The sequence below is a fragment of the Halalkalibacter okhensis genome (assembly GCF_000787375.1).
In the GTDB taxonomy this organism is placed as follows: domain Bacteria; phylum Bacillota; class Bacilli; order Bacillales; family Bacillaceae_D; genus Halalkalibacter; species Halalkalibacter okhensis.
The window spans coordinates 21,835-35,078 of sequence record NZ_JRJU01000022.1 but is presented as its reverse complement, the minus strand read 5'-3'; the positions used below and the strand labels follow the sequence as shown (position 1 = coordinate 35,078).

Below are 13,244 nucleotides of genomic sequence, written 5' to 3'. Positions count from 1 at the left end.
CTTTAATGGAAAGGGGAGTGGAAATCGTGAATCAAACTAAGATTTTCGCACATCGTGGGTTCTCGAGTCAATACCCTGAAAACACAATGGCAGCCTTTAAGGCTGCTGTAGCAGCAAATGCTGATGGAATTGAGCTTGATGTTCAGTTAACAAAAGATGAAGTCCCCATTGTCATTCATGATGAAACATTAGATCGGACCACTTCAGGTACTGGGCTCGTACAAAGCCATACATTAAAAGAAATTAAAACATTAAGCTCAGGTGCATGGTTTAGTGAAAGATTTCAAGACGAACAAGTTCCCACACTTGAAGAAGTCTTCGTTTGGTCAAAGAATCAACAGATCGTTTTAAATATTGAACTAAAAGGGCGGACGTGCGATAGACAAAAGGTTTCGTCGATTATTTTTCCGTTAATTGAAAAACATCGTCTAGAAGATCAAGTGATTATCTCGTCTTTTGATCATAAAGTGATTGCATTATGTAAAGAGCAAGCGCCTATGCTCGAAACGGCCATTATAGCTTTTGCCGTACTGCATGAACCTGTAACGTATTTAAGGAATGTGCAAACGTTAGGTTATCACTTTTATTATAAAAGTTTGTTAGATGAAGAAATTGCAGCACTTATAAAAAGTGGGATTCGTCTAAGACCATATACAGTGAATGATGTCGATCAAATCAAACGGTTTATTACGCTGGGGTGTGAAGCAATTATTACAGATCAACCAAAAAAGGCCGTCGACATCAGAAGTTGTTCCTTTAATAAGTCAATCAAATAGTTTAGGAGGCTGTCCCAAAAGATCTGAATTTGGACCTTTGAGACAGCCTCGAATTTTTATTGAAGTTGGGCCTTTTATAAAATAGGATGGGTCGGGACAGTAGTAGGTTGGATTTTCCAAATCTCTTCGGCATATTCTCGAATCGTGCGATCACTTGAAAATGCACCAGAATGTCCAATGTTAACGATGCTTTTTTGGAGCCAATCTCTTTGATTTTGATAGCATTGATCCACTCGCTGTTGAGAAGAGAGGTAACTATCAAAGTCTCGTAAGACAAAATATTCATCATTGTTATAAAGGAGCGAGTAGAAGATATCCTTAAAATCAACGTCATCGCCAGAGAAGTGTTGATTAACAAGGAGGTCCATTACATTACGTAACCTTCGATCATCGTTGTAATAATCCCTTGCACGATAGTCACCGCGCATCTGATATTGAAATACCTCTTCAGAAGTAATACCGAAAGTGAAAATATTGTCATTGCCAACATACTCACCAATCTCAACATTAGCCCCGTCTTGCGTTCCGATTGTTAATGCACCGTTCATCATCAGCTTCATGTTCCCCGTGCCAGATGCTTCTTTACTAGCTGTAGAGATTTGCTCACTGACATCTGCAGCAGGTATAATTTTTTCTGCTAACGTCACTTGGTAATTTTCTAAAAATAGGACTTTCAAATGCTTGCTAACAGTCGGGTGGTGGTTAATCTTTTCTGCAACGGCATTAGTTAGCTTGATGACTTGTTTGGCAAATGTATAACCAGGTGCAGCCTTTGCTCCAAAAATGAAGATACGTGGAGTCATTTTGATACTAGGGTTTTCCAAACAAGTATTATAAAGGTGAATAATATGAAATAGATTTAATAGCTGACGTTTATATCCATGTAGGCGTTTAATATGAACATCCACAATAGCCTCATCATCAATGGTGAGATTGTAATGCTGTTTGATATACGTAGCTAGGTTTTGTTTGTTTTCATGTTTTACCCGAGCGACTAAATCTTGAAAAGCTGGATCTGTCGCATATGGTAGTATTGAAACAAGTTGTTCTGGTTTCTTGATCCAATCGGTACCAATCGCTTCGGTAATAATATGAGCAAGCCCAGGATTGGCATTTAGTAGCCAACGTCTATGAGTAATTCCATTGGTCTTATTATTAAAGCGGTCAGGGTATACAATATGAAATGGCTTCATTACACGATCTTTTAAGATGCTCGTATGTAACTTGGCAACGCCATTAATACTGAAGCTGCCTACCATTGCTAGATGTGCCATATGAATTTGTCCATAAGCTAAAATGGCCATCTCCGGAATTTTCTCACGTAATTCAGGATAGTCAAACCAAAGCATTTTGCAAAAACGTTCATTGATTTCATAAATAATCTGGTACAATCTTGGAAATAGTGTCTCAATCATATCTTCTGGCCATTTCTCTAAAGCTTCACTTAAGGTTGTGTGATTTGTGTATGCAACGGTTTCTTGAGTGATGGCCCAAGCCTCATCCCAACCAAGCCTTTCATCATCAAGCAAGATACGCATTAGTTCTGGTACTACTAAACTTGGGTGAGTATCGTTTATTTGGATAACAACATGTTTAGAAAGCTCTTGAAGTGGTTTGTTTCGTTTTTTGTATTTTTGCATGATGCTTTGTAAGCCAGCGGATACGAGAAAATATTGTTGTTTTAGGCGCAATATTTTTCCTTCATAATAGGAATCATCTGGATAAAGAAATTCTGATATTTTTTCAATGGAGCGTTTATAGTCAAGATAGTGATAGTAATCATGGCCGCGGCTTGAATGAAAGTGGAAGTGATTCGTCGTTGATTCAGCGCTCCATAAGCGAAGGGTATTTACTGTACTATTGTCATAACCTACTATAGGTACATCATATGGGATTGCGAGAACACGTTCATAATCGTGATGTTGAAAATGGAGTTCCCCATTAATCGTCGTTGTTTCAACGGTCCCACCAAAGCGTACTTCAATGGCTTTGTCATTTCTCTTTGTTTCCCACATGTATTCATCTTCTAGCCAATAATCTGGCAGCTCAACCTGATAGCCATTTACAACCTTTTGTTGAAATAATCCGTATTTGTAACGAATGCCCATCCCGTATCCGGGGAGTTGAAGGGAGGCAAGAGAATCTAAAAAGCAAGCTGCTAACCGGCCAAGACCTCCGTTTCCAAGCCCCGCATCATGTTCTTCCTTAAATACTTCCTCCGGGTTGAATTCTAGGGAGGTCAACGTCTCTTTGTAGACATCTAATAAACCCATATTTAGTAGATTTGTCTCAATCATTCTTCCGAGCAGAAACTCCATCGAAAAGTAATACACTTGTTTGCTTTCATTTTCATCATAAGTTTGCTGCGTCATTTGCCAATTCGGATGTATGGAATCTTTCATGATCAAACAAATGGATTGAAACACTTCTTTAGTCGTAGCTTCCTCGAGGCTTTTACCGAATGATGAGGTGAGCTTCTCTTTCAGTAACTGACTTAGATTGTCGACGGTCATGGTCATAGTTTTCCTCCTCATTCACCTGCAGTAGCATGTTATATAAGTCTTCATAGCATGATGCAGAATGTTCCCAGTTTAATTTGGATTTGTAAACGTTCTTTAGGAGTCGGTTCCAATGGGTTGGCTGATAGTATAAATGGATAGCATAACGAATGGTGTTTAAAAAGTCATAGGCATTATAATTCGTGAAAGAAAAGCCATTTCCTTCTCCATTAAATTCATTATACGGTTTTATTGTATCTTTTAACCCTCCTGTTTCTCTCACAATTGGAATACTTTCATAGCGAAGGGCAATTAATTGGCCTAAACCACAAGGCTCAAACCTCGACGGCATAAGAAAGAAATCAGAAGCGGCATATAATCTATGAGCGAGGCCTTCATGGAATACATTTATGAACCTGCATGAGTCAGGATACCTATTTGAAATTGAATGAAAGGCTTCTTCAAAGCATGCTTCTCCCGTCCCCATAATGATGATTTGAATCGTTTCAGTGCTAAGTAGTTCATCGAGAATGTGAGTAAGAAGGGGGAGACCTTTTTCTTCTACTAAACGACTAATTAGCACAAACATAGGAACGTCTTTTGAAATATTTAAATCTAATTCTTGTTGCATAACCCTCTTATTCTCTTTTTTGCCCGCATAATTTCTAGAGTATGGGACCGATACATTAAGGTCGGATTGAGGGTTATAAATGTCTTCGTCGATTCCATTTACAATTCCTGTGATACTTGAGATGCGATTAGTCAAATAATTTTCTAACCCCTCGCCATAATAAGGATCTAGTATTTCTTGTGCGTAAGATGGACTAACGGTTGTGATCCAGTCTGCGTGGATAAGTGCACCTTTCATAAAATTAATCATTCCATCTAGCTCAAGCCCACCCATATGAACAGGATCTAAATGCAATAATTCATGGAAAATGGATAGGGGGAAGACCCCTTGATATTTTAAATTATGAATCGTAAAGACTGTTTTTACAGGGTGTTGATAGACTCGAGCCTTAGTATAAAGAGGGATCAAGCCTGTTTGCCAATCATGACAATGGATGATGTCTGGGATTAATTGTAACGTTTGTAGAGTTTCAAAAAATGCATGAGAAAAAAAGACGAACCGCTCGGCATCATCTGGCTCGTCGTATAGGTGAGCTCTGTTAAAATAATATTCGTTATCAATAAAATAGTACTTCACCTTATCTTGCTTATAAGAAAACAAGCCACAATATTGTTTTCTCCATTTGACCCAAACATCAAATGAGCCTTCAAATTGTAATTGTTTTTGGATTTCTGAAGGCATGGAACGATATTTAGGTAAGATGACCGTTAGATTATGTTTTTTACTGGCAAGTGCTTTTGGAAGGGATGCAATAACATCAGCTAAACCTCCTGTCTTAAAAAAAGGTGCGCATTCAGATGCAGCCATTACAATATTCATCAGCTTGACTCCTTTCAAATGTTTATAAGACTTTTCGCTTTGCAACAATATATGGGTTCTCGGGTGCGCCAATAAAGGTTCTATCAGGTGAAATAAAAATATCTTTATCTAGGATGACATTCTGCAATAAAGAGCCTTGAAGAATTTCGCACCGTTGCATAACAATTGAATTTCGTACAATGGCGTCTTTATGTATATGAACGCCGCGGAAAAGGATGCTATTTTCAACTGTCCCTTCAATGACACAACCATTTGCTATTAATGAGCCCTTTGCAACAGCACTTTTCGTATACTTCGTAGGAGGTTCATCTTTTGGTTTTGTATAAATAGGTTTTCTATTTAAAAACAATTGAGCATACACATCGATATCTAAAAGGGACATACTGTGTTTATAATAGCTTTCAATCGAATTAATAACGGCTAGATAACCATTGTATTCATATGAAAGCACAGAAAGACGATGTAGATTAGCTATTATTCCATCAAGTAATAAGTTTTCTTTTTTTCTAGCAATGCAGTAATCTACTAGCTCTAGTAAGAGAGACTTCTTGATAATATACATATCCATAAATACGTTTTTATTATTCGTATCAGTTGTTATATTTAAGACCTTTCCAGAAGGATCTAACTCTAGTTTCTTTTCAGTGAAATGCTCGGATTGTAAATGGGAAACAGGTTGATAAATAACCGTTACATCTGCACCAGTATTAAGGTGATGTTGAAATACTTTTCGATAATCAATATTGCAAATATGGTGACTTCCAGTAATAAGAACATATTCTCCTAATCCACGAGTAAAAAAGTCTCTATTGTTATGAAAATGCTGCAAGTCTCCTCGAGATAAATCGGTAGGATCGTTCCAGTCAGGTGGAAGAATAAATAATCCACCTCGTTTTCGGTCTAAATCCCATGGTTTCCCCGTTCCTAAATGGTCCATGAGTGAGCGGTATTTTTGTCTAGTGAAAACAGCTATGTCTTGAAGGTGAGAATTAACCATATTTGAAAGGACAAAATCAATCATGCGGTACCGACTACCAAATGGAACAGCAGCTCCGCACCGAAAATACGTGAGTTCTTTTAATAAATCTATTTCCCCATCTATTTGAATGACACCGATAAGTTTTTCCATTCATGTCGTCCTCTCAAGTGAATTTTATCTAGGTATAGTTGCGTAGTTTTCTATAGGGGTTTCTTTGTCTATTACGATAATTTCATGATCGGGTGATTGAATCTCTGTGTCATCAGGAATCGTCACCCCTTCAGCTAAGATGACCTTTTTTAACTTAACATTTTGCCCAATCTTTACATGAGGCATGACGACACATTGGTCTAGTTGACTATGGTAGCCAACTCCCACTTGATGAAATAATATAGAATTGGAAATATGTCCATATATGACACAGCCTTCATTTACTAAAGAGTCTGTGACTTGAGCTTGAGGTGATATATATTGCGGTGATTGACATTCGTTAACAGAATAGATGCGCCAGTTGTATTCGTTTAGTTTTAATGAAGGCTGATTGTTTAATAAATCCATATTCGCTTCCCAATAACTTTGGACCGTACCTACATCTTTCCAATATCCCGAAAACGGGTAAGCATAGAGCTTTCGATTATCTTTTAGCATAGCTGGAATAATATCTTTTCCAAAGTCGTGACTAGATTCAATGGACTTTGCATCCTGATTTAAATACGATCTTAAAACAGACCAATTGAAGATGTATATCCCCATAGAAGCCAAGTTACTCTTAGGATTTGCTGGCTTTTCTTCAAACTCAAGAATATCTCCATTTTCCGTTGCATTCATAATTCCGAACCGACTAGCCTCTTCCCAAGGAACTTCTATAACAGAGATCGATGCCTCGGCACCCTGCTCCTTATGGTATTCAAGCATGAGGCTGTAATCCATTTTGTATATGTGGTCACCGGATAAGATCAATACATATTCAGGATCATATTGTTCAATGAAACAACGGTTTTGAAAGATGGCATCTGCGGTACCTAAATACCATGAACCTCCTCGCTTTTCTACAAAAGGAGGAAGGGTCGTTAAGCCGCCGTTTCGTCGATCTAAATCCCAAGGTGTCCCAATGCCAAGGTGGTGATTAAGAGCAAGGGGTTCATATTGGGTTAAGACTCCAACTGTTTCGATTCCTGAGTTAATACAATTACTTAATGGAAAATCAATAATTCGGTATTTTCCTCCGAAGTATACAGCGGGCTTGGCTAATTTTTTTGTTAAATTTCCTAGACGTTTGCCTTCGCCGCCTGCTAGTAGCATTGCAACGCATTCTTGACTTCTATTCATCTTTACCGCCCCAGTCTAAAGTGATTTTAAACATAAGATTTGTGGGGATACGAACTTGTTTCATTAGAGAGGTATCCATTTATTGAGAGTGCATGACCACAATGTTGTTTTAAAGTGTATGCGGGTAGAAGCGCTTAACATTCCAAACAAATAAAAAAAATAAATTCTAATGTACGAAAGTGCAGTAGAGAAACTTAACAAAAGAACTAGTCAAACGCATTACTTTTGAACTATCATATATGTATAACTTTTAAACTAGGGTGAGTTAGAAAATGAATGATATGAACGCATTTTATGATAAAAAAGTCACTTGTCTGTTTTGTTTGGATTCATTCCAAACGAAACGAATTCGAACGCGGTACGTTAGAGTAAAAAATGTACATAGTGATTTTTACACAGAATATGCGGATAACCTAATCAATCCACATTTATATGATGTAGATGTTTGTCCAAAATGTGGTTTCGCCTCGAACGAATCGTTTACGAATCACTTTTCAGACGCAGCGAAACAGGCAGTGAAAGAAGGCTTTAAGGGATGGCGAAACCAGGACTTTGGTGGGGAACGTACGGAGAGTGAGGCCATTCAAACGAAAAAGCTTGCTCTCTATTCAGCTATGTTAAAGCAGGAAAAACATATTGTGATAGCGGGTATCTGTGTACGTTTGGCATGGATTTATCGTCTCGTAAAAAATGGTGAACAAGAACTACGTTTTTTAGAGAGGGCGTTGCAACAGTATAAGTTGTCTTTTGAAAAAGGGGATTATGAAGGGACACAAATGTCTGAGGTGAAGCTTCTTTACATGATCGGAGAGGTTGCCAGAAGAGCGGGAGATAAGGAAGAAGCGACGTCGTCCTTTTCCAGGGTCATACAACATAAATATAGACAATTGGAACCGAAAACGGTCGAGATGGCTAGGGAACAATGGTATATCATTCGAAACAGTGACCAAGTGAGCTAATGTTGAATAGTAAAATGGTCGTAGGTGTGATAAACTAAAGAAAATGTAAAAGTCGACAAAAAGCTACATTAACCAAGTAGCATTGGGGGGAATCACAGTGAATGTTAACCATGTAAATGCTATTTGCAGAGCTACGCAAGAAATATTAACGAATCATCTTGGGTTAGAAGTTTCTCATCAAGCTCCAAGTTCTGGGATTGGTTCGATTCCTTCAAATGAAATAGCTGTTATTTTAGGTGTTAAAGGGGAGTTGTTAGGACAAATTGTTTGTTCGTTCTCTGCTAATACGGCAAAAGAAATAGTTGGAGCCATGATGGGCGGGATACAAATTGATCATTTAGATGAAATGTGCTGGAGCGCCGTTCAAGAGTTTGGGAATTGGATCGCTGGAAGAACGGCAACAGAACTATCGAAAGAATCGTGTATCATTGATGTAACGACCCCCATTATTAATGAAGGAGAATCGAAGTTACACTCAAGTTACCCTTTTATAACCGTGCCAATGGATAGCCGAATTGGACGAATTTATGTACATATTTCTGTTAAGGAAGAAGAGCTAAAAAAAGAAGCTGTGAATGTTTGAGCTGAAGGAATCGCTATACAGCTCACTCTAGTAAAGACATTGAAGTGGATACTAGGAAAGGGGAACGTCGCCTTTTTAGTGCCCTCATCTATGTCTTTTTTTATGTATAGCTCTTTAATTAGGCAATTTTCGTAAAGATTGTTGCTGTGAAGAAATTTGTATTCTCGTAGTGAAATGGAGCGGAAGTCACTCGACTCCTGCGGGATGCAGAGGTAAGGGCGAGACCCCACAGGCGCAGCCGAGGAGGCTCGGCACCTCCTTGCGGGTGCGAGTGACTGAAGCGCAATGGAACGAACATGTGAATGACACGTAACCCATAAATACAACAAAATATGCGAAAACTGCCTTTAATTAAAAACTATGTTAGAGTGAAATTCAAAAGAGTGTTCATTCTAAAGAAAAAAGGGTAAACTTCATGAATGAATGGAAGGAGTGGGTGTTATGTCTAAAAAAATAGATGTTTCTAAATTTGAAAAAAAGATGATCATCCGAAATATTGTACCAGATGACTTTGATGACATTATTGAAATGTCTAAGGTATGTTTCCCAAATATGGAGCCTTGGGAGCGCAAACATTTGCAAAGTCATGTTGATATTTTCCCGGAAGGTCAATTTTGTGTAGAGTATGACGGAGAAATAATCGGGTCTTGTTCTAGTCTCATTATTAACTTTGATGAATACGATGACCAACACACTTGGGATGAAATAACGGATAATGGATATATAACGAACCATGATTATGAAGGATATAATTTATATGGAATTGAGGTTATGGTTCACCCTGAATACAGAAGGATGAAAATTGGTCATAGGTTATATGAGGCAAGGAAGGACCTAGCGAGGGAATTAAACTTAAAAAGTATTATTATTGGTGGTCGTATCCCTAATTACTTTAAACATGCAAAAGAAATGACGCCTAGGCAATATGTTGAAGAAGTGACCATGCATAACATTTATGACCCTGTCCTTACGTTCCAAGTAATGAATGGATTTACAATGAAGCGTATTAACCCGAATTATTTGGAAGATGACCGGGCGTCCCTTCGATATGCCACATTAATGGAATGGAATAATATTGATTATCGGCCTACCGTACCAAAACGACAATTTAAAACATCGTTTCCTGTACGAATTACAACGATTCAGTATGCGATGAAGAAAATTTCCTCGTTTGAAGATTTTGCTATTCAGTGTGAGTACTATACAGATGTAGCAGCAAGTTATCATTCTGATTTTGCTGTGTTTCCGGAAATTTTTACACTTCAACTGTTATCGTTCTTACCTGAAAAAAGCCCAAGTCTTGCGATAAGAAGGTTAACGGAATTTACAGAGGATTATATTGAATTATTTACGAACCTTGCTGTGAAATACAATGTAAATATTATCGGTGGCTCACACTTTGTTGAAGAAGAAGGAAAGATTTTTAATATTGCTTATTTGTTTAGAAGAGACGGGACAATTGAGAAGCAGTACAAACTTCATATCACTCCTAATGAGCGAAAGTTCTGGGGGATCTCTGGTGGAAATCAAGTCAATGTTTTTGATACCGATTGCGGAAAGATTGCGATTCAAATTTGTTACGATATTGAGTTTCCAGAGTTAGCACGTATCGCAGTTGATAAAGGCGCAAATATTATTTTCACACCGTTTTGTACGGATGATCGTCAAGGCTACTTACGTGTAAGATATTGCTCTCAAGCACGTGCAATTGAAAATCAGGTATACACGGTCCTTTCTGGAACGGTAGGTAATTTAACTGATGTTGAAAACATGGATATTCAATATGCACAATCAGGTATCTTTAGTCCTTCCGATTTTACCTTTGCACGAGATGGCGTTGTCGGGGAGTGTCAAGCAAATATAGAAACCGTCGTGGTGGGTGATGTGGATTTGGAAATCCTTAGACGGAACCGGCGCGCTGGTAGTGTGAATCAATTGCGTGATCGTAGGCATGATATTTATTCGATCAATTATAAACAAACTTAATTTCTATGTTTACCTCCTCTCTAGTTTGGAAAGGCTGATGTGTGACTTATAAGGGAGGTCAGCCTGATGAGACTAGAGAGGGAACCATTAGAAAAAAGCCCAATACTACTGCTGAGTCTACTATGTATTTTAGTTCTTTCTTCTTATTTAATTATTACATTCCTTAACAAGGAGAATATGGCAACGAATTGGACCTTATCATTTGCAGGTGCAGATGAGTTTTATCAAACAGGACAAGCCATTGACTTTCAAATTTTTCTGGAGGATAAATTTGGAAGTTCTATTGAAAATGCTACCGTGACAGCTGTATTTGATCGACCAGATACCGTTCATCAAATTGAAAAAGTGTTTAGTCGGGTGGAAGGTGGACTTTATGAAACAGAAATCGTATTCTCCGTACCCGGAACTTGGATAGCGATGGTTGAAGCGAAACAAGGCGACCAAGTTTACAAGAATCAAATCTTATTTACTGTGGATGGCTCCGTCGTCTCAGAAGGAAACAGAGACCCGAACGATCACTTTCACCTAGAACAGCCCCTTCCATCAGAAATCGAGAGAAGTTTGAGCAATATTCCAGCTTTTAATAAGTAAAAGAGAAGAGTAAATATGTTTCAACAAAGATTGAAGATTCGAGGAAACCGCAATGGCTCCACAGGTTGCGCGTCTGCTAGGAGAAACATGAGCCTCCTAAAGTCGGCTGCCGGTGCAAAGCAAGTTTGTACCTATGAAACCCACTCATAGTTGGTTCAAAACAAAGCAACCGTTCCCCTCATTGCTTAAAGGCCACTGAAAAAGGTGAAAATCGTCCCTTTTTCAGTGGCCTTTTACTTTTATTTTTGGAATTTTAAAGGATAATTTGGTCCTAGGATCGAATTGAAATGCTATAATAGACGACATACTGCATGAATTAGGAGGAAGAAAATGACTTGGAAAGATCAGTATCAAAAATGGATGAATTTTTCAGCTTTAGAATCAGAATGGAAAGAAGCATTAGATGAGAAGAAAGAAAATGAAGTCGAGCTTGAAGATTGCTTTTATAAAGATTTAGAGTTTGGAACTGGGGGCATGAGAGGCGAAATTGGCCCAGGTCCAAATCGAATGAATACATATACGATTCGTAGAGCGGCTGAAGGTCTAGCACGCTTCATTGAAAAGGCAGGTACAAAAGCAAAAGAACGTGGAGTAGCTATTGCATTTGACTCTAGACATAAATCTAGACAGTTTGCTTTAGAATCTGCTTTGACATTAGGGAAGCACGGAATTCAGTCGTATTTATTTCATGAGCTGCGTCCGACACCTGAGCTTTCTTTTGCTGTTCGTCATTTAAATGCATACGCAGGAATTGTGATTACGGCAAGCCATAATCCTCCAGAATATAATGGTTTTAAAGTATATGGAGAGGATGGAGGGCAATTGCCACCTGGGCCGGCAGATGAACTTGTTCGCTATGTAAATGAAATTGAGGACGAGCTTCAAATTGAAGTGGCTGATGAGTTAGAACTAAAAGGAAGCCGTCTTCTTCAAATTATTTCAGATGATATTGATAGCGCTTATAACGAGAAGCTCCAGTCGATTATTGTTCAAAAAGAAATCATTGAACAATTTGGTGATGAGGTGAAAATTGTGTTCACACCTCTACATGGAGCGGCTAACCTACCTGTTCGTCGCGTTCTTGAAAGCAGTGGCTTTTCTCAAGTAACCGTTGTTCCTGAGCAAGAACTGCCTGATCCGAATTTCTCAACGGTGAAATCCCCCAACCCAGAGGAGCATGCTGCTTTTGAATTAGCTATTGAGCACGGGAAGAAGCTTGATGCTGATGTGTTAATCGCAACGGATCCAGACGGTGACCGTGTTGGTGTAGCGGTTAAAAACCAAGAAGGAGATTATGTCGTTCTAACAGGAAACCAAACAGGTGCTTTAATGTTAGACTACATCTTGTCACAAAAACAAGCTCAACAAACGTTGCCTGCAAATGGCGTTGTCTTAAAAACGATTGTGACATCTGAAATTGGGAGAGCTGTCGCGGATGAATATCAGTTAACAACCGTTGACACATTAACAGGATTTAAGTTTATTGGTGAGAAAATTAAACAGTATGAACAAACAGGTGAACATTCTTTCTTGTTTGGATATGAAGAAAGTTATGGCTACTTAATTGGTGACTTTGTTCGAGACAAGGACGCTGTACAAGCTTGCTTGCTCGCTGCTGAATTAGCAGCCTATTATAAATCACGTAACATGAATTTGTTTGATGGGCTAATGGAAGTTTTTGATAAATACGGTTACTATCAAGAAGGATTAGAGTCTTTGACTTTAAAAGGGAAAGCCGGCATTGAGCAAATTAATCAAATCCTTGCATCGTTTAGAGAAGCTCCCCCAAAAGAATTAAATGGAAGTAAGATTGTAACCATCGAAGACTACAAGTTCGGTGAGTCAAAGAATGCGTTAACAGGGGAAGAAAGCAAAATCGAGTTGCCATCATCCAATGTATTAAAATATATTTTAGAGGACGGCTCTTGGTTCTGCATTCGCCCATCTGGAACTGAACCGAAGATTAAATTTTACTTTGGAGTCAATAAAGAAACATTAGCAGAGAGTCAAACATCGCTCGAACAGCTTAAACAAGCAGTTATGGGCTTAGTTCAAAAGTTAATCTAACCAGTGAAAAAGCTACCAGTTTCGGT

Annotated in this window: 10 protein-coding genes; 6 read left to right on the top strand and 4 right to left on the bottom strand. The window is 38.4% G+C overall.

What is annotated here, in order from left to right:
* Window positions 1-26: 26 nt before the first annotated feature.
* Window positions 27-776, top strand: a complete 750-nt coding sequence (locus tag LQ50_RS15660) for a glycerophosphodiester phosphodiesterase family protein (protein ID WP_152608236.1) — start codon at window positions 27-29, stop codon at window positions 774-776.
* A 74-nt stretch (window positions 777-850) separates the two neighbouring features.
* Here LQ50_RS15660 and LQ50_RS15655 read toward each other — a convergent pair whose 3' ends face one another.
* The 4 genes from LQ50_RS15655 to LQ50_RS15640 are packed head-to-tail and all read right to left on the bottom strand — an operon-like array spanning window position 851 to window position 7,032.
* A complete protein-coding gene (locus tag LQ50_RS15655; protein WP_052144802.1) occupies window positions 851-3,295 on the bottom strand; it encodes a glycogen/starch/alpha-glucan phosphorylase in 2,445 nt (814 codons plus the stop codon).
* Complete coding sequence (glgA, locus tag LQ50_RS15650; protein WP_070808151.1) at window positions 3,231-4,724, bottom strand: glycogen synthase GlgA; 1,494 nt, start codon at window positions 4,722-4,724, stop codon at window positions 3,231-3,233. The genes LQ50_RS15655 and glgA overlap by 65 nt, the downstream gene beginning before the upstream one ends.
* A gap of 22 nt (window positions 4,725-4,746) precedes the next feature.
* Window positions 4,747-5,853, bottom strand: a complete 1,107-nt coding sequence (gene glgD, locus LQ50_RS15645) for a glucose-1-phosphate adenylyltransferase subunit GlgD (RefSeq protein ID WP_034631091.1) — start codon at window positions 5,851-5,853, stop codon at window positions 4,747-4,749.
* A 24-nt stretch (window positions 5,854-5,877) separates the two neighbouring features.
* Window positions 5,878-7,032 (bottom strand): glucose-1-phosphate adenylyltransferase, encoded by a 1,155-nt coding sequence (locus LQ50_RS15640; RefSeq protein WP_034631088.1) that lies wholly within the window; start codon window positions 7,030-7,032, stop codon window positions 5,878-5,880.
* Window positions 7,033-7,304: 272 nt separating this feature from the next.
* Between LQ50_RS15640 and LQ50_RS15635 the strand changes: the two genes are divergently transcribed.
* From LQ50_RS15635 to LQ50_RS15615, 5 genes are all read left to right on the top strand, one after another.
* Entirely contained in the window at window positions 7,305-7,991 is a 687-nt protein-coding gene (locus LQ50_RS15635; RefSeq protein WP_052144801.1) for a DUF2225 domain-containing protein, read from the top strand.
* 97 nt (window positions 7,992-8,088) lie between these two features.
* Window positions 8,089-8,574 (top strand): chemotaxis protein CheX, encoded by a 486-nt coding sequence (locus LQ50_RS15630; RefSeq protein ID WP_034631085.1) that lies wholly within the window; start codon window positions 8,089-8,091, stop codon window positions 8,572-8,574.
* A gap of 441 nt (window positions 8,575-9,015) precedes the next feature.
* Window positions 9,016-10,560: a bifunctional GNAT family N-acetyltransferase/carbon-nitrogen hydrolase family protein gene (locus LQ50_RS15625; RefSeq protein ID WP_034631083.1), complete on the top strand. Its 1,545-nt coding sequence runs from the start codon at window positions 9,016-9,018 to the stop codon at window positions 10,558-10,560.
* Between the two features lie 66 nt (window positions 10,561-10,626).
* Window positions 10,627-11,151 carry a FixH family protein gene (locus tag LQ50_RS15620; RefSeq protein WP_034631081.1) on the top strand — a complete coding sequence of 175 codons (525 nt, stop codon included), beginning with the start codon at window positions 10,627-10,629 and terminating at the stop codon, window positions 11,149-11,151.
* Between the two features lie 330 nt (window positions 11,152-11,481).
* A complete protein-coding gene (locus LQ50_RS15615; protein ID WP_034631076.1) occupies window positions 11,482-13,218 on the top strand; it encodes a phospho-sugar mutase in 1,737 nt (578 codons plus the stop codon).
* Window positions 13,219-13,244: the final 26 nt, after the last annotated feature.

What these genes read in the sequence shown, in the direction of transcription:
- LQ50_RS15655 (WP_052144802.1), bottom strand. Translation starts at nt 3,295, where the DNA reads ATGACCATGACCGTCGACAATCTAAGTCAGTTACTGAAAGAGAAGCTC.
- glgA (WP_070808151.1), bottom strand. Translation starts at nt 4,724, where the DNA reads ATGAATATTGTAATGGCTGCATCTGAATGCGCACCTTTTTTTAAGACA.
- glgD (WP_034631091.1), bottom strand. Translation starts at nt 5,853, where the DNA reads ATGGAAAAACTTATCGGTGTCATTCAAATAGATGGGGAAATAGATTTA.
- LQ50_RS15640 (WP_034631088.1), bottom strand. Translation starts at nt 7,032, where the DNA reads ATGAATAGAAGTCAAGAATGCGTTGCAATGCTACTAGCAGGCGGCGAA.
- LQ50_RS15635 (WP_052144801.1), top strand. Translation starts at nt 7,305, where the DNA reads ATGAATGATATGAACGCATTTTATGATAAAAAAGTCACTTGTCTGTTT.
- LQ50_RS15625 (WP_034631083.1), top strand. Translation starts at nt 9,016, where the DNA reads ATGTCTAAAAAAATAGATGTTTCTAAATTTGAAAAAAAGATGATCATC.
- LQ50_RS15620 (WP_034631081.1), top strand. Translation starts at nt 10,627, where the DNA reads ATGAGACTAGAGAGGGAACCATTAGAAAAAAGCCCAATACTACTGCTG.
- LQ50_RS15615 (WP_034631076.1), top strand. Translation starts at nt 11,482, where the DNA reads ATGACTTGGAAAGATCAGTATCAAAAATGGATGAATTTTTCAGCTTTA.